The organism is Ensifer sp. Root278, from assembly GCF_001429285.1.
Classification (GTDB): Bacteria; Pseudomonadota; Alphaproteobacteria; order Rhizobiales; family Rhizobiaceae; genus Ensifer.
In genome coordinates, this window is the sequence record NZ_LMJJ01000006.1 from 103,557 (window position 1) to 125,879 (window position 22,323).

Below are 22,323 nucleotides of genomic sequence, written 5' to 3' on the forward strand. Positions count from 1 at the left end.
TCGCGGGAACGTCGCTGCTTCACCAACACTTTCAAAAAAATCTATAAAATAGCGACGCAATGGATAGGCTAGAGAGAAGCCGGAGGAGTGGGACGGAGGCATGTCTTATCTGGACAATGTGCGCGTCTTCGTGCGCGTCGTAGAGCTTGGAACCCTATCGGCGGCCGGTCGCGACCAGCGCGTGACGCCGGCGGTTGCAAGCAATAGAATCAAAGAGTTGGAACGCCATATGGGCGTTCGCCTGTTCAACCGAACGACGCGCAAGCTGACCCCGACGGAGCATGGCCGCGTCTTTTACGATGGCGCGGTGAAGATCCTCGAAGCGGTCAACGAGGCCGAAAACGCGATCGCCGATCTATCGCGCAATCCGAAGGGGGCGCTGAAGATTACCGCTCCCTTGGGGATAGGTCGGCGCCTGATTGCGTCGGGCATTCCCGAATTCCATGACAAGTATCCCGACATCGAAGTGCGGCTTCGTCTGTCGGACCACAATGTCGATATCCTCTCGGAAGGCGTCGACGTCGCGTTCAAGCTCGGCATCCTCGAAGATTCGAACCTGCGCATGCGTGGCATCATGAACTGCGAGCGCGTGGTCTGCGGGTCGCCCGACTATTTCGAAAAGCGCGGCGTGCCCCAAACCCCTGACGCGTTGATCGCCGACAAACACGACTGTCTGCTGCTGCGCTACCCGGGTTCGAAGGAGTATTTCTGGACGCTCCAGACCATGGAAGGCATGCGCAAACTCGAGGTGACCGGCCCCTACGATTCGGACGACGGCGACGTGCTTACCCAATGGGCGCTCGACGGCCGCGGCATCATCAACAAGCCTCTCTTCGAGGTGAAAAGCCACATCAATTCCGGCGCGCTGGTGCCGATTCTGGTCGACACGCCGCCGCTCAGCGTACAGCTTGCGGCGATCTATCCACACAAGCGCTTCCAAGATCCGAAAGTCAGGCTGATGATCGACTACATGGCCGAGCGCTGTCAGCGCTTGATCGGCAAGGCGCTGGAGTAGCGTCTAGAGCGCCGTGCGTTCAGACGAACGCACTAAGGACGCTCTAGCACTTTGATTCTAGAGCATCTTGTCCGCTTTCAGTGATTCCACTGAAAGCGGGATGCTCTAGCCTCTCGTCTTCTCAATACCGGCAATACCGCTGACCTGCTCGACGAGAAAGTCGACCAGCAGGCGAACCCGGGCGATGCCTGCGCGCTCGGGCACGATCAGCAGGCTGAGCGGCACCGAAGGCAGCCTGTAGTCCGGCAGGATCGGCAACAGCCGACCACTCGCCAGGAGATCGTCGACGAGCCATTGGTGTGTTGGTGCGATGCCGCGCCCGGCGACCAGCGCCTCGCGGGCGGCAAGCCCATGGTCGACGAGGAACCGCCCGCCAAAGGGTACCGCGTGGCTGCGGCCGTCTGCTCCTTCCAGCGAGATCAGGTCACTGCCTGCGACGTTCGACATGCGGATTCCCTCATGGGCAGCGAGGTCGCGCGGGGCAGCCGGGCACCCACGTGCCGCCAGATAGGCGGGCGCGGCGACGAACAGACGGCGGCTTTCGCCAAGCACCCGGAGCTTCATGGAGCTGTCGGTGAGCGGCCCGAGACGCAGCGCGATATCGACCCCTTCCCGCACCAGATCGATCCGCTCGTCGGTCAGGCTGAGATCGACCTCGATATCAGGATAACGATCCTGAAAGGCGAAGATCAAGCGGGTTGCGTGCAGGACCCCGAAGGCGGCGGTGCAGGATACCCGGATGGTCCCGGCCGAGGCGCCGCGGGTGCTGCGCGCCTCGTCGCCTGCCTGGTCGACTAAGCGTAGGATCTGGATGCTGTTGGCATAGTAACGACTGCCTTCGTCGGTCAACGTGACGCGCCGGGTGGTGCGGCTAAGCAGGGGCACGCCGACGGCTTCCTCCAGCTCCCTCAGATGCCGCGTAACGCTCGACTGGCCGATGCCGAGTTCGCGGGCAACGGCCGACAGGCTGCCGCGCTCGGCGACCCGTACGAAGCTTCGCATCCGTTCCAGCGTCACGTCCGATTTATCCATTTTTCGGTATAATCCTATCCATATTGGATATCTACCGCATGGACAAACGGCGGTCTACCTAAAGTCTCAGTTCACGACTGAAGGATTGCCGACCATGAAAGTTCTGCTTGTCTATGCCCATCCCGAACCGCGTTCGCTGAACGGGACACTGCACGATGTCGCTGTCAAGGCGCTGGAAGCCGAGGGACACGAGGTGCGCGTCACCGACCTCTATGCCGAAGGATGGAAATCCGAGATCGACCGCGCCGACTTCCCCGCGCTCCTTCCGGATGCCCGGTTCAAGCCAAGCCGTGCCTCGAAGGAAGCCTTCGCGACCAATACCCTGACCGCTGATGTCAGGGCCGAGCAGGAAAATCTGCTATGGGCCGATACCCTGATCCTGCAGTTTCCGCTGTGGTGGTACTCGATGCCGGCGATCCTGAAAGGCTGGGTCGATCGCGTCTATGCCTATGGCTTCGCCTATGGCGTTGGCGAACACAGCGACAAATACTGGGGCAAGCGGTTCGGCGAGGGAACGCTCGCAGGAAAACGTGCCATGTTGGTGGTGACAACAGGTGGCTGGGAAGAACACTACTCGCCGCGCGGGGTCAACGGACCGATCGACGATCTGCTTTTCCCGATCAATCACGGCGTTCTCTATTATCCCGGCTACGACGTACTTCCGCCTTTTGTCGCCTACCGGGTCGACGGTCTTGACGAAGCCGGTTTCGAAGCGACGGCCGAGCGGCTGAGGCAAAGGATGCGCACGCTAACAACCACGCCGCCTATTCCCTATCGCCGGCAGAATGGCGGCGACTACCTGATCCCGACCCTTGAGCTGCGTCCGGATATCGAAGCCGCAGACGCGCGCGGCTTTGCGCTTCACCTGAACGGTGCGATACACCAGGGCAATAGCGCCTGAGCCGTTAGCGTGCAAACTTCGCGACAGCCGGACGACGCGGGCTATCGGGTTGGGCCGGCTGCCGGAAATTCAGCGCCGCCGCCATGACTTCCGCGGCGGCAAGCGCTGCGATGACGGCCGGCCGCTTGTCCTTAACCGACGTGCCGCCGATCGGGCAGACGAGCCGGTCGAAAAGATCCGGGCGGCCGATCTCACGCGACAACCAATTCTTGAAGGTCCCGCGTTTCGTCTTCGAGCCGATCATGCCGACATAGGATGCGTCGTCGCGGCGAAGCGCCTCGGCGGCGATCAGGAAGTCGAGCGCGTGGTCGTGCGTCAGGATCACGAAGGCGCTGCCGGGCGGGGCATCGCGCACGACCGCCTCAGGCATCGCCGTCAGGCAGGTTTCAATGCCCGGTATATCGGCGACAGCCGAAAGCTCGTTCTCGCGGGTATCGACGAGAACGGTGCGGACCGGAACCAGGGACAGCGCCATGGCCAGCGCATCGCCGACATGGCCGGCGCCGAAGACATAGACATGCGGCCGGCTGGCGATTTCCAGGTCGCTGCGTTCAATCAGCATGGCGGCTTTCTCCCGATCGATGCGTGTGAAGGCGAGCGCCACGCGCCCGCCGCAACACTGGCCGATCTCCGGACCGAGCGGGATGGTCATTGCCTCCAGCGCGTCGCCGCGCTTCAGCGCCCGCCGGCCATGGTCGATCGCCATATATTCGAGCTGGCCGCCGCCGATCGTGCCGAAGAGGCTATCGGTGGCGACGAGCATCCAGGCATCGGTGTCGCGCGGCGTCGAGCCGGCTGCACCCGTCACTTCCACAAGCACGCAATCCGGCTCGCGTCGGAGAAAGTCCCTGATATCCTCGCGGCTCGCCACCATGACAATCAGCCCCTGTTACCCTTTCTGCCTCGCGGCCGCCCGCAGCCGCTCGATCGCCATCAGCACTCGTTCCGGCGTCGCCGGCGCATCAAGGCGCGGTGCTATACGATACTCCGCAACACTGGCCGCCGCCATCGACAAGGCCTCCAGAACGGAAATGCCGAGCATGAACGGCGGTTCCCCGACCGCCTTCGAACGGCGGATGGTTTCCTCACGGTTGACCGACCATTCGGCAAGCCGTGTGTTGAAGACGCGTGGCCGATCCGACGCAAGCGGGATCTTGTAGGTCGAAGGCGCGTGCGTGCGCAGCCGACCCTTGGCATCCCACCAGAGTTCTTCCGTCGTCAGCCAGCCCATGCCCTGAACAAAGGCGCCCTCCACCTGGCCGAGGTCGAGCGCCGGGTTCAGCGAGCGGCCAACGTCGTGCAGGATGTCGGTGCGATCGACCTGGTATTCGCCAGTCAGCGTATCGACGCTGACCTCGGAGCAAGAAGCGCCATAGGCATAGTAGAAGAACGGCCGGCCCCGGCCTTCCGCGCGGTTCCAGTGGATCTTCGGCGTCTTGTAGAAACCGGCAGCCGAAAGCTGGATGCGGGCGCCATAGGCGATCTTGATGAACTCGTTGAAACCAAGGCGTTCGGCGCCGATGCGAACCGTGTTCGGCTCGAAAGCGACGTCGGCCTCAGCAACGTTCCAGCGCTCGGCGGCAAAGCGCACGAGCCTCTCCTTGATCTGCTGGGCGGCGTTGGCGGCCGCCATGCCGTTCAGGTCGGAACCGGAGGAGGCAGCCGTCGCCGACGTGTTCGGCACTTTGCCGGTCGTCGTCGCCGTCACCTTGATCCGGTCGAGGTTGACCTGGAACTCATCGGCAACCACCTGGGCGACCTTGGTGTAGAGCCCCTGCCCCATCTCGGTGCCGCCGTGGTTCAGATGGATCGAGCCATCCGTATAGACGTGCACCAGCGCGCCGGCCTGGTTGTATTCGGTCTTGGTGAAGGAGATGCCGAACTTCACCGGTGTCAGCGCGATGCCGCGCTTGACCACATGGTTTTCGCGGTTGAAGGCGATCACCGCCTCACGACGCTTGGCATAGTCGGCCGAGGTTTCCAGCTCCTCGATGATGCGGCCGATGATGTTGTCTTCAACCGTCTGGTGATAGGGCGTGAGGTTGCGGCCCTCGCCGCCGTAGAAGTTCAGCTTGCGGATTTCGAGCGGATCCTTGCCGACGGCATAGGCGATCTCCTCGATCATGCGTTCGCCGCCGACCATGCCCTGCGGACCGCCGAAACCGCGGAATGCGGTGTTGGAGACCGTGTTGGTCTTCAGCGGACGCGAGCGCAGGCGCACGTTCGGATAGAAGTAGCAATTGTCGGCGTGGAAGAGCGCCCGGTCGGTGACCGGACCGGAGAGATCCGCCGAATAGCCGCAGCGCGCCGAAAAGACAGCGTCCACCGCCTCGATACGACCTTCATCGTCGTAGCCGAGCTTGTAGTCGACATGGAAGTCGTGGCGCTTGCCGGTCGCGCTCATGTCGTCGTCGCGATCCGGCCTGACCTTGACCGGGCAGCGGTATTTCTTGGCAGCAACCGCTGCAACCGCTGCGAAAATGTTGGCCTGGGTTTCCTTGCCGCCGAAGCCACCGCCCATGCGGCGCACGTTGACGGTCACCGCATTCGACGGCACGCCGAGAACGGTCGCAACCATGTGCTGCGTCTCAGCCGGATGCTGCGTCGAGGAGTAGACGAGCACTTCGTCGTCCTCGCCGGGGATGGCGAAAGAGATCTGCCCTTCCAGATAGAAGTGATCCTGGCCGCCGATACGCATCTCGCCTTCAAGGATGTTCTTCGCCTTGGCGAAGCCGGCTTCGATGTCGCCCCGCTCGAGCTTCAAGGGATCGATCACCAGCGGGTAGTTGGCGGCCGCCGCTTCCAGGACATCGGTCACATGCGGCAGGTCGCGGTACTCGATTTTGACCTTGGCCGCCGCGCGGCGGGCCGCCTCACGGGAGGTGGCGATGACCGCAAAGATCGGCTGGCCGTGGAACTCCACCTTGTCGGTGACGAAGATCGGCTCGTCGTGCTTGTGGGCCGGGCTAATGTCGTTTTCGCCGGGAATGTCGGCCGCCGTCAGCACGCCGATCACGCCTTCGCTGCTATTTACCGCTTCGAAGTCGATCGAGAGGATATCGGCATGCGCGCGCTGCGACAGGCCGAGATAGCCGTGCAGCGTGCCCTGGGGTTCCGGGATGTCGTCGATATATTCGGCCGTACCCGACACATGCTTGTGGCCGGATTCGTGGCGTTCGTTTTCGTGCACGCCGCCGCGGATGCGGTCGATGGGCTGCATCACGTTCATGGCTTCCTCCCTTAAACCGCGACAGCAATGGTGCGATCGAGGCGGATCTGGCCGCTCGACTGCGTTTCGAGATAGAAGCGGCGAAGCAGGTTCTTCGCCACCAGTTGGCGGTACTCGGCCGAGGCGCGCCAGTCGGTGAGCGGCGTGAAGTCCTCATCGAAAGCGGCGACCGCGCGCTCGATCGTGTCCTCGTTCCATTCCGCGCCCTTCAGCGCCGCCTCGACATTGGCGGCCCGCTTCGGCGTGCCGGCCATACCGCCGAAGGCGATGATCGCATCGGTGATCCGACCGGCGTCGAAGGCGATGTTGAAGCCGCCACAGACGGCGGTGATATCCTCGTCGAGACGCTTCGTCACCTTGTAGACAGCGAGACGGGCATTATCCGAGACGAACGGGATGCGCACGGATTCCACGAACTCGCCTGGCTCGCGATCCTGCTTGCCATAGGCGATGAAGAAATCCTCAAGCACGACCGTGCGACGGCGAGCGCCCTTGCGCAGCGTGATCGAAGCGCCAAGCGCGATCAGGGCCGGCGGCGTGTCGCCAATCGGCGAGCCGTTGGCGATGTTGCCGCCGACGGTGCCCATGTTGCGGACCTGCTGGCCGCCGATGCGGTCCCAGAGCTCCGTCAGTTCGGGGAAATGCGCGACGATAACAGGATAGGCCTCGGCATAGCTCACACCGGCGCCAAGCGTGACGCCATCCGCATCGACCGTGATCCGCCGCAACTCTTCGAGATGGATCAGGTGAATGACCGGAGAGATGTCGCGCATGAACTTCGTGACCCACAGCCCGACGTCGGTCGAGCCGGCAACGATCGTCGCCTTGGGGTTGGCTTCGAACACGGCAGCAAAATCGTCGACCGAACCCGGCAGGATGAAGCGTTCCGTCTCGGAGCCGATTTCCACACGGCGGCCGTCCTGCAGCGACGCCAGTTCCTTGGCGATCCGATCGCGCTCGACCACGAGCGGGTCCTTGCCAACATCGCCGATCGTCGAGATCGCTTCGGCTGCGCGAATGATCGCGGCATAGCCGGTGCACCGACAAAGATTGCCCTGAAGCGCCTTTTCGATTTCGGCGATGGACGGCTTCGGGTTTTCCATCCAAAGGCCATAGAGCGACATCACGAAACCGGGCGTGCAGAAGCCGCACTGCGAAGCGTGCGTGTCGAGCATCGCCTGCTGCACCGGGTGCAGCGGGCCGGCCGGCTGCGCCAGCGAATCCACCGTGACGATATGACAGCCGTCGAGCGAACCGACGAAACGGATGCAGGCATTGACGGATTCATACTTGAGCTTGCCGTCGAGCAAGCGTCCGACGAGCACCGTGCAGGCACCGCAGTCGCCCTCTGCGCAGCCTTCCTTGGTGCCCTTGAGGTTGCGGTCGATGCGCAGGAAATCGAGTAGCGTCTGGACCGGAGAGACGTCGGCAAGTTCGACGAGCCGATGGTTCAGGATGAAGCGGATGGTGTTGCGGATCTGGATCGTCATCGCTTAGCTCCCGCGGTAGGTGGAGTAGCCATAGGGCGAAAGCAGCAGCGGCACGTGGTAGTGGGCGCCCTGGTTCTCGATGCCGAAGCGGATCGGGATCACGTCGAGGAACGGGTTCTCGCCGCGCTTGCTCGCGCCCCCGAGATAGTCGCCGGCATGAAAATGCAGTTCGTAGGTGCCCGTCTGCATGCGCTCGCCACTCAACAGCGGCTCGTCGCAGCGACCATCGTCGTTGGTCTTGACCGATTTGATGTGCGTCTGGCGATCGCTATCGACCCGGTAGAGCTCGATGCGCAGCCCCTCGGCCGGCTTGCCGCTTGCCGTATCCAGCACGTGCGTCGTCAGGCGACCGGCGTTTCCACCATGAGATTGCATTCTTTTCGCTCCTCCCGAAGTCAGCTTTCCACCTCGCAGTATTCCGGCATTCCGGCCCGCTTGGTAGCGAGCGGATCATTCGAGACTTTCAAATTTTTTGGGGGGAATGGCTCGAAACAAATGCGGCTAGAAATTTGCCGCAGAGACGAAAATGTCTGGAGGAGCTGCTTTGATGAGATACCCCCGCGATCTTCACGGCCACGGCCCGAACTTCAAGATCACATGGCCCGACGGCGCCCGGATCGCCGTGCAATTCGTCATCAACTACGAGGAAGGTGGAGAGAACTGCGTGCTGCATGGCGACGCGGCCTCCGAAGCATTCCTGTCGGAAATCGTCGGCGCGCAGGCCTGGCAGGGCCAGCGCCACTGGAACATGGAATCGATCTATGAATATGGCGCGCGTGCCGGCTTCTGGCGGCTGCACCGCATGTTCACCGAACGCGGCGTGCCGGCAACGGTCTATGGCGTCGCCACGGCACTGAAGCGTTCGCCCGAGCAGGTTGCCGCCATGCAGGACGCCGGCTGGGAAATCGCCTCGCACGGTCTCAAATGGATCGAGCACAAGGACTTTTCGCCCGAGCGCGAACGCCAGGAGATCGCCGAGGCTATCCGCCTGCATACCATCGTTACCGGAGAGCGCCCACGTGGTTGGTACACCGGCCGCTGTTCGGACAACACGCTCGACCTCGTGACGGAAGCCGGCGGCTTTGACTACGTGTCCGACGCCTATGCCGACGACCTGCCCTACTGGCATGAACATGCCGGGCGCCATCAACTGGTCATCCCCTATACGCTCGACAGCAACGACATGCGTTTTGCGACGCCGCAGGGTTTCAACAGCGGCGACCAGTTCTTCAGCTACCTCAAGGACAGCTTCGACGTTCTTTACGCCGAAGGAGCGGCCGGCGCGCCGAAGATGTTGAGCATCGGACTACACTGCCGCCTCGTCGGCCGCCCCGGCCGCGCCGCAGCACTTGCCCGCTTCCTCGACTATGTGCAGAGCCACGAGAAGGTCTGGCTCGCAAAGCGCGTCGATATCGCCTGCTACTGGGCCGAGGCCTATCCCTTCAAGGCCTGGGACGATCGCCCGTCGCGGCTTTCTGAAGAAGAGTTTGTCACCCGCTTCGGCGGCGTCTTCGAACATTCGAAGTGGATCGCCAAGCGCGCCTTCCAGGGCGAGCTTTCGCCCGCCAACGACACGGCGATCGGCCTTGCGGCCGCCCTTTCCGCTGTCTTCCGCGAAGCCTCTGCCGAGGAACGGCTCGCCGTTCTCATCGCCCACCCGGACCTCGCTGGCAAGCTGGCGCAAGCCAAGCGTCTCACCGAGAGCTCGACCAACGAGCAGGCCGGTGCCGGCCTCGATGCGCTGACCGATGCCGAGCGCGAGCGCTTCACCACGCTCAACACGGCTTATGTCGAGAAGTTCGGCTTCCCCTTCATCCTGGCGGTCAAGGGACGGACCAAGGGCGAAATCCTTGCGGCCTTCGAAGGCCGGGTCGAAAACGACCGCGAGACGGAATTCGAGACGGCGTGCCGGCAGGTGGAGCGGATCGCCTATCTGCGCCTCAAGGACATGCTGCCGAGCTGAGGGCCTCGCGATGACGACCGACGGCGTGAGCCCGCCCGAATTCGCGCTGAATGCGATCAACCTCGCCTCCGCCGCTCTCGGCGCGAGGCCGGTCTTCGCAACCGACGAGTTCTTCGCGCCGCTCGAGCGCATGCTTCAAGACGCGCCGCCGGTCTATCATCCCGGTGTCTATGACGAGAACGGCAAGTGGATGGACGGCTGGGAGACGCGGCGTCGCCGCGGCCCCGGCAACGATCATGCCATCATCGCGCTTGCCGCAAACGGTCGTATCCGCGGCTTCGAGGTCGATACGGCGCATTTCACCGGCAACTATCCGAGCGCCTGCGCCATCGACGCCTGTCTGGCGCCCGATGGACCGGATGAGCGGACGACCTGGACGGAACTTGTCTGCGCGCGGCCGCTCGGGCCGAGTGCGCTTCATCATTTCGAGGCCAGGTCGGAAGCGGTCTGGAGCCATGTCCGCCTGCGCATCTATCCCGATGGCGGCATCGCCCGCCTCAAGGTTTACGGCACGCCCGCCCTGGACCGGGCGGCGATCGGCGACACGGCAGTCGATCTCGCCTCGTCGCTGCTCGGCGGCCGCATCATCGCGTATTCGAACGGGCACTACGGCCACCAGCGGCTGCTTGCGCCCGGACGCGGCATCAACATGGGCGACGGCTGGGAGACGCGCCGCCGGCGCGAGCCCGGCAACGACTGGATCGTGGTCAAACTTGCCGCGCGCGGTGCGGTCGAGCGGATCGTGGTCGACACCGCCCACTTCAAGGGAAACTACCCGGACGCCTGCTCGCTGCAGGCAGCCGACCTCAGCGCAGCCACGTGCGAGCTGGCTGCCTCGATCACCGCATCGTCGATGTTCTGGCGCGAGGTTCTGCCGCAGCAGAAGCTCTCGGCCGACAGCCTGCACACCTACGGAGCAAACGAGTTCAAAGCGCCGGGCCCTGTAACCCATGTGCGTTTCAACATCTTCCCCGATGGCGGCGTCAGCCGGTTGCGTGTCTTCGGGCGTATTGCGAAAGCCGGCAGCCCCTAGATCGTTTCGCAGAGGAAACGAAATGACCGGACCTGAACCGCAAGTTCCAGGGAAGCGCTTTCCCTGGAATTGCTGCCATCGATCAACATTGCACGGAGGAGCGTCGCATGAAGGAGATCGTCATACAGCCACTGACCCGGGAGGCCTTTGCGCCCTACGGCGACGTAATCGAAACGGAGAACGCCCACAACTTCCCCATCAACGGTGGCAAATGCACCCGCTATCACGATCTCGCCAAGATCGAAACGACGGGCGAGAAGGCCCGGCCGATGATCAGCCTGGTGCGCGGCGAACCCTATCCGCTGCCACTCAAGCTCACCATGGTCGAGCGCCATCCGCTCGGCAGTCAGGCGTTCATCCCCTTGAGCGACAATCCGTTCCTCGTCGTCGTCTCCCGGGAAACCGACGAAGGCCCGAGTGAACCGATCGCCTTCAAGACCACACCGGGCCAAGGCGTAAACATCGCCCGCAATGTCTGGCACGGCATCCTGACACCACTCGAAGATGTCTCGGATTTCGCGGTTGTCGACCGCGGCGGCGAAGGCGTCAATCTGGAGGAACACTTCTTCAAGGAGCCGTTCCTGATTGTATGAATGAACGAATGGCCCGGTCAACTGACCGGGTCATCGGTGCGTGGGTCACGGGGCGTACCGTAGGGCTCAACTGTTTTCCTGATGCCCATCAATCGACATCAGTAGCCGCCATCCCGACGGAACTTCGTCGGCGTGTATCCCGTCACCCGGCGGAAATCGCGCGAGAAATGATAGGGATCGGGATAGCCGCATACCGCCGCCACCGCGGAAACCTTCGCATCGCGGCCGATCAGCAGGCGTTTCGCCTGGTTGATGCGCTCGTGGCGCAGCCAGTCCATCGGCGTCGTGCCCACCATATCGCGAAAGCGGCGAAAGAGTTGCGACTGGCTAAGCCGCGCTAGGGCCGCGAGATCATCGATCGTCCAGGCGCGGGCGAGATCGTCACGCATCGCTGAAAGAACAGCCAACAAACGATCCTCGCCCGGTGCATCCTCGCCCGGCTCACTGCCGGTCAGACGCGGACCGATCATGTCCACGATCAGCCCGGAGATAGCCGCACTCGCCAAGGCATCGGTCGCAGGCGAGCGTTCCGCAAGAAACCCGCTCACCGCCTCAAAGGCAGCGCGTGCCGTCTGCGTATCCCTCGGCGCGAACAATGGCGACTGCTGGACACCCAGGAACTGGTAGAGCGCATCGAGACCGTGCCCCTCGATCCCCATCCAGAGATAGCGCCAGTTTTCGCTGTCGGGCGCGCAGCTGTGCGCATAGGCCTGCGCGGTATCGAGCCAGGCGACATTGCCCGTTTCGGCCAGGAACCGTTGACCGCGCACCTCTATCAGCCCGCGGCCGCCGGTGGTGTAGACAAAGACATGCTGGTGGAACCGCTTGCGGATCGGCGCTTCCTCAGGATGGGCGGTCCGGCTTCCGGCGACCAGCGCCAGATAGGGAAACGCATCGGCAAATTTGGCCGGCGTATGGAAATGGATCTCTTCGTTTTCAGACAGCATCCGCGTTTTCTGTCAGTCAATGCGAGTTTTGTCCATCATCTTGCGACAGCGTACCATTCCCAACGAGACCGTGGCGACGCTATCATGCAGCTTTATGCACGGAGTATTGCCCATGACCGAAGCCACGCCGAACGGCGAAGCCGCAAAGCTGACCTTCGCGCCGTTGTCCCCGGATTTTGCCCGCGATCCCTACCCGACCTACCGCGCCTTGCGTGAGAAGGAAGGGCTGCATTACTTCCCAGACCTCGACATCTGGCTGGCTTCGCGCTTCGAGGATGTCTCGGCGATCGTCATGGACAAGCGGATGGTGCGCTCGCTCGAGGACATTGCGACCGCCGAGGAGCTTGCGAAACTGCAGCGTGCCGGTAACTGGCATGACATGCCGCACCACGAGCGCTTCGTCCAGTTCAGCCTGCTCGACAGCGACGGCGCCGTGCACGACCGGCTGCGCAAGCAGGTGTTCAAGCTGTTCACGCCTGCCATGATCGCCAAGCTGCGCGACCAGATCCAGGCCTATGTCGACCGCCTGATCGACAGCCTTGCAGATCGCGGCGAGATCGATTTCGTCGACGACCTCGCCGCCCACGTTCCCGGCCATATCATCGGCCGCCTGCTCGGCGTGCCGGACGAAGACTGTCCGCAGCTCCGCATCTGGTCGGAAAACATCGTGCAGTTCTTCGACGTCGACCGTTCCGACGCGCGCAAGAAGATCGCCGAAGACAACACCACCGAGTTCTACGAGTATCTGACGGCGCTGAAGGCCGAGCGCGAGCGCGCGCCGAACGATGATCTCATCTCGGTGCTGATCGAGGCGGAGCGCTCCGGCGCAATGAACTTCGACGAATTCATCTCGACCTGCATGCTGATCCTGATGGCGGGCCACGGCTCGACGATCGACGTGCTCGGCAGCGGCATGCATGCGCTCTTGCGCTTTCCCGAGCAGATGGCGCGGCTGAGGAACGAACCCGGCCTGATCCAGACCGGCGTACAGGAGATGTTCCGCTACGAATCCCCGCTTCCCTTCTTCCACCGGCATTGCGTCGAGGACGTCGAGATCTGCGGCCGGCGTTTCGAACGCGGCACCAAGTTCGGCCTGCTCTACGGTGCTGCCAACCGCGACCCCAAGCAATTCGACAACGCCGACACCTTCGATATCGGCCGCACGCCCAACCGGCACCTCGCCTTCGGCGGCGGCGTGCACTTCTGTCTCGGCAACCACCTCGCGCGGCTCGACATGGATATCATCTTCAGCACCCTGCTTCGCCGCTTCCCGACCATCGAACTCGCCGAGCGGGAACCGGAATACAAGCGCGGCCTTTCGGTGCGCGGCCCCAAGCGGCTGAAGATTGCCATCCGGCAAGCCTGACCCGCACTGAAACCGACATTCTAAGAACCGGAGAATACCCATGCCCAAGATCGTCTTCATCGACGCGGACGGCACGACCAAAGAAGTGCAGGCGGAGGTCGGCCAATCGCTGATGTCCGCGGCGGTGCAGAACGGCATCGATGCCATTGCCGCCGAATGCGGCGGTTCCTGCGCCTGCGGCACCTGCCACTGTTACATCGACGGCGAATGGGCCGAACGATTGCCGGCACCCGATTTCCAGGAGCAGGACATGATCGAGTGCGTGGTCAATCCCAACGAGCGCAGCCGCCTGAGCTGTCAGATCACGGTCTCGGCCGAGTTCGATGGCCTGGTGGTGCATCTGCCGGCCGGGCAATACTGAGCAAGTCCAGGAAAAGTGTGAAACGGTTTTCCGCCCGGATTCGCGTACCTTAAAAAGTCAGATCAGGTAGAAAAAGGCCGGGGCAACATTTTCGTTGCTCCGGCCAGCACTTACGGGGAAGTTCTGATTGGCCGAGGCGACGATGCCCCGGCCAAATTTCGTATTACTCGGCAAAGAACGCGAAGCGCACGATGAACAGGGCGGCGACGATCTGGGTGGCCGGGTGGATGACGCTCCACTTTCCGGTGCAGACCTTCAAGACGACGTAGCTCACGAAGCCGAAGGCGAGGCCGTTGGCGATCGAGTAGGTGAAGGGCATGGCGAGCGCGGTGAGCGCAGCCGGTGCCGCTTCCGTCAGGTCGTCCCAGTCGACTTCGGTCAGTTCGCGCATCATCAGGCCGGCGACATAGAGCAGAGCCGGAGCCGTCGCATAGGACGGGACGGCCGCTGCCAGCGGCGAGAAGAACAGTGCTGCCAGGAACAGCACGCAGACGGTGAGCGCGGTCAGGCCGGTGCGGCCGCCTGCCTGAACGCCCGAGGCGCTTTCGACATAGGCAGTCGTGCTGCTGGTGCCGATCAGCGAGCCGGCGACGATCGCGGTGCTGTCGGCCAGAAGCGCGCGGCCGAGACGGTTCGGCTTGCCCTCTTCGACCAGCTTGGCACGCTTGGCGACACCGATCAGCGTGCCGGTGGCGTCGAAGACTTCCACGAGTACGAAGACGAGGATGACGTGCAGCAGGCCGCCATGCAGAGCGCCCATGATGTCGAGCTGCAGGAAGGTCGGCGCAATGCTCGGCGGTGCCGAGACGATGCCCTTGAACTCACTGACGCCAAGGATCATCGACAGAACCGTGACAACCAGGATGCCGATCAGGATCGAGCCGCGAACCTTCAGCGCATCGAGCACGGCGATCACGAAGAAGCCGAGGATGGCGAGAAGCGGACCGGTCTGCTTGAGATCGCCAAGACCGACGAGCGTTGCCGGATTGTCGACGACGATACCGGCGTTCTTCAAGGCGATGATGCCGAGGAAGAGGCCGATACCGGTGGCAATCGCGCTTCTCAGCGAATGCGGAATGCCGGCAATCAGCCAGCTTCGCACCCCGGTCACGGTGAGGATCAGGAAGATCACGCCCGAGATGAAGACCGCGCCCAGCGCCTGTTGCCAGGTGAAGCCGAGGGCAGCGACGACGGTGAAGGCGAAGAAGGCGTTGAGGCCCATGCCGGGCGCCATGCCGATCGGCCAGTTGGCGACGAGCGCCATGACGGCGGAGCCGAGTGCGGCGGCGATACAGGTTGCGACGAAGACGGCATCCCTATCCATGCCCGTGCTCGACAGGATGTCGGGGTTGACGAAGATGATGTAGGACATCGTCAGGAATGTCGTGATACCGGCGATCACCTCGGTGCGCGCCGTCGTCTGATGCTCTTTCAGCTTGAATAGTCGTTCAAACATCTTTCCTCCCTTGGCGGCGTCACCACGACGCAGCCGAACGACAGTGACCGGGAAACCGTCTCCTCCAGTTCCCGACCAGTGCATTTCGAACGTCCGGAAGTTTCCGGGACGATCGCTTCGCTTAAGGCTTCGTGCCGGCTGGCGATCGTCCGCCCTCTTTCGGACGACGCGAATGCCTTTTGCACAGCCTTGGGATTGTGCGACTTCCGGAGCCGGACCGCTAGCCGTCCATTCCCGGGATCGGTGATGAAAGACTTTCAAATTTTTCGGAGCATTTGGGGGGCCGAAACTGCGTGTTTCGCGTGTTCACCACCATCGGGGTGTGCCAAGAAGAAACTCTCGACAAAATATGTTGGAAGGTCCTCTTGACCTTCCAACGATGGGAACCGCCATGTTTCTCTCACAACGAAACGAAGGAGACAAGCATGCAGAACTACAAGATCGACAACATGACCTGCGGCCACTGCGCCGGTGCCGTCCAAAAGGCGATCCTGAGCGTCGATCCGCAGGCTACGATCAAGGTCGATCTCGGCAACCGGGAAGTCAGCGTCGAGACCGTTGCCGGTGCGGGCCCGATCGCCGACGCCTTGAGGGCCGCCGGCTACGAAAGCCGTGCGCTCTAGACGATGGGCCGCGCCGTGGACCATCCACAGCCCAACTGGGTGGCAACGAATGCCCCGCCCGAAGCGCTTGGGCGGCTTTTCGGCCGCTGGTCGAGAAGTTCGCCGCCGCCTTTGCCGCAGACGTCGAGCCCGGACTTGCCGCCTTCATGACCGACTCCCAGGTTCCGTGGGACCTCGAGGCGCTTCAGGGCGAGGTGGGCAAGCCCGCCTGGAAGGAAAAGCCGAGCTGGTATCTCGCCACCGAGGACCGCATGATCCCGGTCGACGGAACGAAACGCAGCCTCCGACCGCAGCGCCGCTCGGGGGCTGCTTTTGCGATCGACAGCTAACCCCGCAGAATACCGCCTCCAGATGGACGAAAGTGCGGACGGCACTTTTGCTGCTTTCCTTGCCTGCGGGCATCGACCCGAAGGCAAGACGCCGGTCCCCGCAAAGTTGTCTGCAACGTCCAGCGTCCATTATCCCCGGCTCTCGAGCCTGTCTCGGCAGGTCCTAGAAGCCTTTCCCATCAACGGCACCGGCATAACCGCCGAACTCTAGGGGCGAGCGAGCAGCACGGTCATGCCAGGCTCGAGATCGCTCGTGGGCATATCTGCCTCCAAGCGAACACGGAAGCTATTGAGGTCATGGTCTCCGACAGCCCGCGCCGCTCGCCATGTCGCGAACTCGCCCAACGGCCGAAGTTCCGTCACATGTGCGGGAACAGACGGCCCGTTCGGCGTCGAAAGCGTTACGGGGGTGCCGACCGTCATGCCGCGGAGATCATCCTCACGCACGGTGAAGGCAAACCACGACCGGTCGTCGACGTCCATCGTTACCACAGGTTTTCCGGGCCCGATGATTTCCCCAAGTTCGGCGACGCGGATGTTGATCGTGCCATCGGCTGGCGCAACGAGCCTTGTCCTGTCGAGCTTGGCTTGAATACTCGCCACCGTCGCCTCGGCAAGTGCGACCCTGGCATCCGCGAGTGCCCGCTCTTCAACAGTAGGACCGGCATTCGCTGCCTCTGCCTGGGCGCGTTTTACCTCCAGATCTGCTTCGCCCTTGGCGAGAGAGGCAGCGGCTTCGTCGGCCTTTTGCCGACTTGCGAAGTTTTTGGCCGCAAGTGCGGTCGCCCGGTCGTTCTCCTGTCGTGCAAGGACCAGGTTTGCCTCGGCCGTGCGCACGGCCTCCACTGCAATATCAACCTGTTCGCGCCTGATGCCGGAATAGATCCGGTCGCGCTCTGCCTTCGCGCTCGCGGCCGCCGCCCTCGCCTCTCCGACAAGCGCTGACAGATCCGGATTGTCCAACACCGCGATTATGTCGCCTTTACGCACCTTCTGCCCCGGTTTTACGGCAACGCTGGCGAGGCGGCCGGATGTCTCGGGAGCAATGCGGATTTCCGTTCGCCTGACCATGCCGGCGATAGCCTCCCTGTCCGCCGCCGCGGCCAACGATGCGGCGGATGCCGAGAGGGCCAGTGCGGTCGCGGCAATGATCGGTAGGCGCATGGATCTAGCGTTCATTGACGCCCCTCCGTGAGGTGACGAACCGAGCGGAGATCATGGCCAGGGCAGCATAGATGAATGCCAGCATCCAGAGCCGCGCCCAGTCCTTGAAGACGTCGCCGAACGCGGCCCCCATCTGGTTTGCTCGAACCAGCGCATCGATCCCCGACGTGCTTGGAAGGGCGTAGCTCGCGGCCCGCAATCCCGGCGGGATCGCCTCCGGTGGCCAGGCGACGCCCACAAGGAAGAATAGCGGCAGGCTGATCGCTATGAACAGCAGGACGGCGGTCTCTCGGCGCCTGAACCAGCTTCCTGCAAACTGCCCCAGGAAGCTGACCGAGAGAATAAAGGGAACAGCGAGAACAAAAAGGTCCAGCACCCGATTCGTGGCGGAAAATCCGTAGACTCTCGGCAGGACGACGAGAAAGAACACGTAGGCCGGCAATGCCAGCAGAAGATGCGCAAGCGCCTGGCCGAGAACCGATTTTACCGCGCTACGGCTTCGCCGCGCCTCATGCCCGCCGCGTTCGAACGCTACCCCGCCAATCGTCGCCGTGCCCATCAGCAAGGTCTGCTGCAAGATCAGGACGAAGGCAGCCGGCACGACATAACTGCCGTAGCCGCCCGTCGGATTGAACAGCGGCTGGTTGAGAATCTCGACCGGCGAACTGACGGACAAAGCTGCCCGATAGCGGCTTCCTTCGGCGCGCGCGCTCTGCGTGGAGAGGTCGGAACGAACCGAACCGACAGACTCCTGAATGCCCTGAAGCGTCCGACTGTAAAGCAGGAAGTATGTGGAATCGACAAAGGCCGGCAAACGCGCCGTCGACCCCTTCATGACCTCGCGCTCGGTGCCGGCAGGAATACTCAGGATACCGAACACCTGCCGCCGGGCGAGGGCCATCTGCGCTTCGGCAAGGGTCGTTGGACGGGCTGCAACTTCGACCGCTTCGTGTCCATCCAGGGCCTGGACGATCGTGAGGCTGATGTCCGAGTGGTCGTCGTCGACGACAGCGATCGGAATGTTCCGGATGAGTTGCCCGACATAGGGTTGAGGATAAAACAGACCGTAGATGATCGGCCCGAGAACGATGAGGCCGAAAGCTCCACGGTCTCGCAGGACGCGGCCATATTCGTCCGCGAGCGCGCGGGCGACACTGATCCTGCCCGATCGCCGTGGTTCGACCGTCTCCTCCGTGGTGGGCAAGGGTCTGTTCGCGATCGCGCGCAACCGAAGCCATGAGAACAGGAAATAGAGCGCTGCGAGAGCGCCAAGTGCCATGAAGGGCGTAATCGAGTCCTGCTCAGGTACACCGCGGGCCGCCTGGTCGAACAGGACCTGAATGTACCAACGCAGCGGCAGCAGCATCCCCCAGCTTTGGGCGAAGGTATTCATCGCCAGAATCGGGAAGCCCACGCCGGCATAACCGAAAGCGGGGGAGCAAAAGATACCGGTCAGGCTGAGGCCGGAAGCGAGGTTTCTGACGAGCAGTTGAAAGAGAGCGCCGACCGAGAGATAGGCAATGATGAGAAGGCATGCTGCGGCCGCGACCAGGACCGGATTGCCGCGGAACGGGATCTCGTAGAGGCCGTGAATGATGCCGAGCACCACGGCCATCATCAGCAGGAAGATCGCCAAATACGGCAGCAACTTGCCGACGAGAGCCGTGAGGCTGCTGCCTCCGGCCGTGGCAAGCCATTCGCTCATGCTGCGCGATCCGAATTCCGACCCGACAGCATAACCGCCCGCGATCGCGACAACGACATGAAGTACCGTCGGCAATATGGCGCGAAGCAGAAACTGCGCATAGTTCAGGGCCGGATTGGTCAGGACATATTGCTCGACGACGAGCGGGCCCGGCCTGAAACCCGGGCTTACCGCGCCGCGCGGCAGGTCGGCGATCGCCGCCGAAACCGCCGACTGCAGGGAGGTCGAAGCGACGTTCCCGGGTGTGAAATACTGCTTGTTGAAGAACACCACGATCTGCGGCCGCCGCCCGGCCATGATGTCACGCTCGAGATCCTTGGGGATATAGACGGCAGCGATCGCCTCACCCGACCGCACCGCATGCATGGCGCCGCTAAGATCAAAGGACCGCCTGTCGACATTGACCCCGGGAGCGGCGCTGATTGCCTGCACGAAGGTCATCGAGGTTCTCGACCGATCCTGATCGACCACGTCGACATGAAGGTTGCGGATGACCGCATTTCCGAAAGTTGCGGCAAGCAGCGAGAAAGCCAGAAGCGGGATGCCCACCACCAGAAGCAGGGCTACCTTGTCCCGCCACATCCACAGGACTTCCCGGGCGGCAACCGCAACGAGCCCGCGAGGCTGAGCGGCCGTCATCACCGTGCATCCGCCCAGTCGGCATAGGCGCTCATGCCCGGCCTCAATGTGGCGATCTTTTCGACCGGATAGGCCCGAACTTCGAAGGTTCTGAGGTCGAAATCACCGGTCGCCCGGGTTGCGCGCCAGCCCGCATATTCGCCGCGCGTTGCAATCGTGCGGACCTCGACTTCGACGGGGGTGTCACCGAGCGCTGGAATTTTCACCTGGAAATGGTCGCCCACCTTCAGGCCCTTCACGAGATCCTCTCGAAGGTCAAAGCGTACCCAGATGTCGGAAAGATCAACGAGCGAGAGCAGAGGCACGCCAGGCGAGACATACTCCCCCGGTTCGGTGGCAATCTGGTAGACCTGCCCGGCAATAGGTGCGGTCACCGTCAACTCCGCGACCTGTGCTTTCAAGGTCGCGATTGCGGCCTCCGCCTTCGCCACGGCCGCCTTCGCGACACCGCGCTCCTCTGGCGTGTAACCGGCCACCGCCTCGTCGTAGGCGAGTTTGGCCTGCTCATTCGACCGTTTGGCGACATCGAGATTTGCCGTTGCCTGGTCGAGGTTCTGGACCGATGCGTGTTCGCCCTGGGTCAACTGCAGCGTGCGATCATAGGTCTGCTGGGCCAGCGTCAGGCTTGCCTCGCTGGCTGCGACCGCAGCCTTGCGTTCCGCCACCACCTCTGCCCTTGTGCCGACTTCGATCCGATTGAGGTCGGCCACCGCGACGGCGCGAGCGGCCTCGGCTTCCTGCAGCTTCATCAGCAACTCGGGATTGCTGATCGAGGCAAGGGTCTGTCCAGCCTTGATATCCTCGCCGCGTGAGACCGGTCGCTCGCCGATGCGCCCGTCCACACGGGCGGCGATATCGATGCGGGTCGCGTCCGCCTCTCCCTGCACCAGCAGCGGCTGTGGCTGGACGAGGTACCAGAGGGACAATCCGACGATCGCCAGCGTGAACACCGCGACGATGAGTGCGGTAGCGATCGGCGGCTTCCCGCGCAGGCCCGATTCAGTTGCGTCGGAAGGAACATTTTCTGGATCGTCGGGCCCACGAAGCTGGACGTTCGGGTCCACCGCCTCGTCTCGGTCCGTCGTCTTTTCCATCGCGCTCGCCGCGCCATCGGAACTGCGGTCAGTTTCTGAAACACCGTTGCCTGCGCTGCGTGACGTATCTACCACTGCACCGTCTCCACTTCGGCTTGCCCACAGCTCCAAGCACGGCAAAGCCCTGCTTCGTCCTGGGTGGCGAGGCCTTCGCCCGAGGCGCAAATGGTGCCCGCGTGATGTCGGAGACGTCAACAGGAAAAACCGGTCAAGCGCCGATCACATGTTGCGCGGCACAAATGGAGAAAGCGATGATTTTTGCCGCGTCGGACTTGCCGGGATGATCTTTCCTGGACTCGAGACCATCGCATCACCGATCAGAACGCGGTTACGGGTTCGCATGGGCAGATATCCAGCTAAACACCCCAAACCACGGCCTGTTCATGTCGATGGATGAGGTGCTGAAGCTGGTCGAAGCTGTGGCGGATGTGTTGCGAGAATTTTTCGATGGCCGGGGTATGCGCCGAGGTCGCGCGCCTCAGAAGCCCAAGGGCACGTTCCGGGTGCGGGACGGAAACCGGAAGTGCCGTGATCGATTTTTCGTTGCGTAGCGCGAAGACGACGCTGTGCGGAAGCACAGTCAAGGCGTCGATACCCTTCAGATAGTTGACGAGGCTCATCAGCGAGCCGCCTGTGTAGCGTATCTTGATCTCGGTCGCCCCGAAGGAGAGCAGCAGGCTATGGAGATCCGCAAGCAGCGGGCTTCCCGGCGGCGGCGCCACCCAGGGATATTCGAGTAGCTGAGACGGCTGCGGCCGTCGCTTCAACAGAAGCGGATGCGTGACCCGGCAGGCGACGACGTTTCGACCGGGAAGCACCTTCTGGAACGCCAAGCCCGATCCCTCCTCAAGAATATCGAGCGGGCAGATAGCAAGATCGATCTGATCACCCTTCAGGGCAGCGCGCAGGTCGGCCATGTAGCCGTAGCTCTGGTCAATCCTGACGTTGGGGTTTTGTGCCTGGAAGTCTGCGATCATCGGCGCGATCAAGGCGTCCATGAAAAATGGCGTACCGCCGACGCGCACGAGACCGCTTTTGCCGAGGCGAAAGCTTTCGATCGTGTCGGACGCCTTGCGCGACGCCGACAGCATGACCTGGCCATGATCGGCGAGCGCGCGCCCGAGCGGCGTCGGTTGCAGCGGCCGCCGCCCTTTGACGAAAAGCGGTTCGCCCAGGCGCTTTTCGAGCATGGCAATGGTGCGCGAGATCGCCGGCTGCGACAGCCCGAGCAGCGCTGCCCCTTCGGTGACGCCGCCAGCCTTCACGACCGCAGCGAGCTGAACAAGATGGCGTTCGTCTATCTTCATAACAATTGATTATATTAACTCAGAGTAAAATCATCAATCGCGCCCGCGGCCCGTGTTAGCTTTCATCTCAGCCAAG

19 protein-coding genes and 1 pseudogene are annotated in these 22,323 nt (G+C 62.8%); 9 read left to right on the forward strand and 11 right to left on the reverse strand.

Translation table 11 applies throughout. The annotated features are described in order from the left end of the window. The first annotated feature begins 100 nt into the window (after nt 1–100). On the forward strand, nt 101–1,015 hold the full coding sequence (locus tag ASE60_RS08015; protein ID WP_057249217.1) for a LysR family transcriptional regulator: 915 nt from the start codon (nt 101–103) through the stop codon (nt 1,013–1,015). Between the two features lie 105 nt (nt 1,016–1,120). Here the strand turns inward: ASE60_RS08015 and ASE60_RS08020 are convergent, their stop codons facing one another. After that, nucleotides 1,121–2,047, reverse strand: a complete 927-nt coding sequence (locus tag ASE60_RS08020) for a LysR family transcriptional regulator (protein ID WP_057249218.1) — start codon at nt 2,045–2,047, stop codon at nt 1,121–1,123. 94 nt (nt 2,048–2,141) lie between these two features. Here ASE60_RS08020 and ASE60_RS08025 point away from each other — a divergent pair, with 94 nt between their 5' ends. Then, nucleotides 2,142–2,948 (forward strand): NAD(P)H-dependent oxidoreductase, encoded by an 807-nt coding sequence (locus ASE60_RS08025; RefSeq protein WP_057249219.1) that lies wholly within the window; start codon nt 2,142–2,144, stop codon nt 2,946–2,948. A 4-nt stretch (nt 2,949–2,952) separates the two neighbouring features. On the opposite strand, the gene xdhC is transcribed toward ASE60_RS08025, so the two are convergent. Genes xdhC through uraH form a run of 4 tightly spaced genes read right to left on the reverse strand, consistent with a single transcriptional unit; the run spans nt 2,953 to nt 8,042 of the window. Further along, nucleotides 2,953–3,819 (reverse strand): xanthine dehydrogenase accessory protein XdhC, encoded by an 867-nt coding sequence (gene xdhC, locus ASE60_RS08030; protein ID WP_057249279.1) that lies wholly within the window; start codon nt 3,817–3,819, stop codon nt 2,953–2,955. Nucleotides 3,820–3,837: 18 nt separating this feature from the next. Continuing rightward, nucleotides 3,838–6,177, reverse strand: coding sequence for a xanthine dehydrogenase molybdopterin binding subunit (gene xdhB / locus ASE60_RS08035; protein ID WP_057249220.1), 2,340 nt, complete (start codon nt 6,175–6,177; stop codon nt 3,838–3,840). An 11-nt stretch (nt 6,178–6,188) separates the two neighbouring features. After that, a complete protein-coding gene (xdhA, locus tag ASE60_RS08040; protein WP_057249221.1) occupies nt 6,189–7,667 on the reverse strand; it encodes a xanthine dehydrogenase small subunit in 1,479 nt (492 codons plus the stop codon). 3 nt (nt 7,668–7,670) lie between these two features. After that, a complete protein-coding gene (gene uraH, locus ASE60_RS34480; protein WP_057249222.1) occupies nt 7,671–8,042 on the reverse strand; it encodes a hydroxyisourate hydrolase in 372 nt (123 codons plus the stop codon). A 172-nt stretch (nt 8,043–8,214) separates the two neighbouring features. On the opposite strand from uraH, the gene puuE reads away from it, so the two are divergent. The 3 genes from puuE (at nt 8,215) to ASE60_RS08060 (ending at nt 11,256) form a co-directional block, all read left to right on the forward strand. Then, entirely contained in the window at nt 8,215–9,630 is a 1,416-nt protein-coding gene (puuE, locus tag ASE60_RS08050) for an allantoinase PuuE (RefSeq protein WP_057249223.1), read from the forward strand. A 10-nt stretch (nt 9,631–9,640) separates the two neighbouring features. Continuing rightward, entirely contained in the window at nt 9,641–10,663 is a 1,023-nt protein-coding gene (gene alc / locus ASE60_RS08055; protein ID WP_057249224.1) for an allantoicase, read from the forward strand. A gap of 107 nt (nt 10,664–10,770) precedes the next feature. After that, nucleotides 10,771–11,256, forward strand: a complete 486-nt coding sequence (locus ASE60_RS08060; RefSeq protein WP_057249225.1) for an ureidoglycolate lyase — start codon at nt 10,771–10,773, stop codon at nt 11,254–11,256. Between the two features lie 98 nt (nt 11,257–11,354). On the opposite strand, the gene ASE60_RS08065 is transcribed toward ASE60_RS08060, so the two are convergent. Continuing rightward, nucleotides 11,355–12,203 (reverse strand): AraC family transcriptional regulator, encoded by an 849-nt coding sequence (locus tag ASE60_RS08065; protein WP_082615765.1) that lies wholly within the window; start codon nt 12,201–12,203, stop codon nt 11,355–11,357. 112 nt (nt 12,204–12,315) lie between these two features. Here ASE60_RS08065 and ASE60_RS08070 point away from each other — a divergent pair, with 112 nt between their 5' ends. Both ASE60_RS08070 and ASE60_RS08075 read left to right on the forward strand, forming a co-directional pair. Then, nucleotides 12,316–13,569, forward strand: a complete 1,254-nt coding sequence (locus ASE60_RS08070; RefSeq protein WP_057249226.1) for a cytochrome P450 — start codon at nt 12,316–12,318, stop codon at nt 13,567–13,569. A gap of 40 nt (nt 13,570–13,609) precedes the next feature. Next, nucleotides 13,610–13,930 carry a 2Fe-2S iron-sulfur cluster-binding protein gene (locus ASE60_RS08075; protein WP_057249227.1) on the forward strand — a complete coding sequence of 107 codons (321 nt, stop codon included), beginning with the start codon at nt 13,610–13,612 and terminating at the stop codon, nt 13,928–13,930. 163 nt (nt 13,931–14,093) lie between these two features. Here ASE60_RS08075 and ASE60_RS08080 read toward each other — a convergent pair whose 3' ends face one another. After that, a complete protein-coding gene (locus ASE60_RS08080) occupies nt 14,094–15,386 on the reverse strand; it encodes an NCS2 family permease (protein WP_057249228.1) in 1,293 nt (430 codons plus the stop codon). 425 nt (nt 15,387–15,811) lie between these two features. Between ASE60_RS08080 and ASE60_RS08085 the strand changes: the two genes are divergently transcribed. Together ASE60_RS08085 and ASE60_RS33490 are read left to right on the forward strand one after the other, a co-directional pair. After that, nucleotides 15,812–16,009 (forward strand): heavy-metal-associated domain-containing protein, encoded by a 198-nt coding sequence (locus ASE60_RS08085; RefSeq protein ID WP_057249229.1) that lies wholly within the window; start codon nt 15,812–15,814, stop codon nt 16,007–16,009. 95 nt (nt 16,010–16,104) lie between these two features. Next, nucleotides 16,105–16,269: pseudogene (locus tag ASE60_RS33490) on the forward strand (alpha/beta hydrolase); the annotation flags it as partial. A gap of 276 nt (nt 16,270–16,545) precedes the next feature. Here the strand turns inward: ASE60_RS33490 and ASE60_RS08100 are convergent. The 4 genes from ASE60_RS08100 to ASE60_RS08115 form a co-directional block, all read right to left on the reverse strand. Continuing rightward, the gene (locus ASE60_RS08100; protein ID WP_057249232.1) at nt 16,546–17,517 is read right to left on the reverse strand and encodes an HlyD family efflux transporter periplasmic adaptor subunit; all 972 of its coding nucleotides are present in this window, start codon (nt 17,515–17,517) and stop codon (nt 16,546–16,548) included. Beyond that, on the reverse strand, nt 17,507–19,846 hold the full coding sequence (locus ASE60_RS08105) for an ABC transporter permease (RefSeq protein WP_057249233.1): 2,340 nt from the start codon (nt 19,844–19,846) through the stop codon (nt 17,507–17,509). The genes ASE60_RS08100 and ASE60_RS08105 overlap by 11 nt, the downstream gene beginning before the upstream one ends. Continuing rightward, nucleotides 19,846–20,940 carry an efflux RND transporter periplasmic adaptor subunit gene (locus tag ASE60_RS08110; RefSeq protein ID WP_057249234.1) on the reverse strand — a complete coding sequence of 365 codons (1,095 nt, stop codon included), beginning with the start codon at nt 20,938–20,940 and terminating at the stop codon, nt 19,846–19,848. Before ASE60_RS08110 ends, ASE60_RS08105 begins: the two co-directional genes overlap by 1 nt. A 356-nt stretch (nt 20,941–21,296) precedes the next feature. Further along, nucleotides 21,297–22,247 (reverse strand): LysR family transcriptional regulator, encoded by a 951-nt coding sequence (locus ASE60_RS08115; RefSeq protein ID WP_057249235.1) that lies wholly within the window; start codon nt 22,245–22,247, stop codon nt 21,297–21,299. Nucleotides 22,248–22,323 lie beyond the last annotated feature (76 nt).

Coding starts and splice junctions, on each gene's coding strand:
- ASE60_RS08080 (WP_057249228.1), bottom strand. CDS start 15,386: ATGTTTGAACGACTATTCAAGCTGAAAGAGCATCAGACGACGGCGCGC.
- xdhB (WP_057249220.1), bottom strand. CDS start 6,177: ATGAACGTGATGCAGCCCATCGACCGCATCCGCGGCGGCGTGCACGAA.
- uraH (WP_057249222.1), bottom strand. CDS start 8,042: ATGCAATCTCATGGTGGAAACGCCGGTCGCCTGACGACGCACGTGCTG.
- ASE60_RS08100 (WP_057249232.1), bottom strand. CDS start 17,517: ATGAACGCTAGATCCATGCGCCTACCGATCATTGCCGCGACCGCACTG.
- ASE60_RS08115 (WP_057249235.1), bottom strand. CDS start 22,247: ATGAAGATAGACGAACGCCATCTTGTTCAGCTCGCTGCGGTCGTGAAG.
- ASE60_RS08025 (WP_057249219.1), top strand. CDS start 2,142: ATGAAAGTTCTGCTTGTCTATGCCCATCCCGAACCGCGTTCGCTGAAC.
- ASE60_RS08085 (WP_057249229.1), top strand. CDS start 15,812: ATGCAGAACTACAAGATCGACAACATGACCTGCGGCCACTGCGCCGGT.
- ASE60_RS08075 (WP_057249227.1), top strand. CDS start 13,610: ATGCCCAAGATCGTCTTCATCGACGCGGACGGCACGACCAAAGAAGTG.
- ASE60_RS08105 (WP_057249233.1), bottom strand. CDS start 19,846: ATGACGGCCGCTCAGCCTCGCGGGCTCGTTGCGGTTGCCGCCCGGGAA.
- ASE60_RS08060 (WP_057249225.1), top strand. CDS start 10,771: ATGAAGGAGATCGTCATACAGCCACTGACCCGGGAGGCCTTTGCGCCC.
- alc (WP_057249224.1), top strand. CDS start 9,641: ATGACGACCGACGGCGTGAGCCCGCCCGAATTCGCGCTGAATGCGATC.
- ASE60_RS08015 (WP_057249217.1), top strand. CDS start 101: ATGTCTTATCTGGACAATGTGCGCGTCTTCGTGCGCGTCGTAGAGCTT.
- ASE60_RS08065 (WP_082615765.1), bottom strand. CDS start 12,203: ATGCTGTCTGAAAACGAAGAGATCCATTTCCATACGCCGGCCAAATTT.
- ASE60_RS08020 (WP_057249218.1), bottom strand. CDS start 2,047: ATGGATAAATCGGACGTGACGCTGGAACGGATGCGAAGCTTCGTACGG.
- xdhA (WP_057249221.1), bottom strand. CDS start 7,667: ATGACGATCCAGATCCGCAACACCATCCGCTTCATCCTGAACCATCGG.
- puuE (WP_057249223.1), top strand. CDS start 8,215: ATGAGATACCCCCGCGATCTTCACGGCCACGGCCCGAACTTCAAGATC.
- ASE60_RS08110 (WP_057249234.1), bottom strand. CDS start 20,940: ATGGAAAAGACGACGGACCGAGACGAGGCGGTGGACCCGAACGTCCAG.
- ASE60_RS08070 (WP_057249226.1), top strand. CDS start 12,316: ATGACCGAAGCCACGCCGAACGGCGAAGCCGCAAAGCTGACCTTCGCG.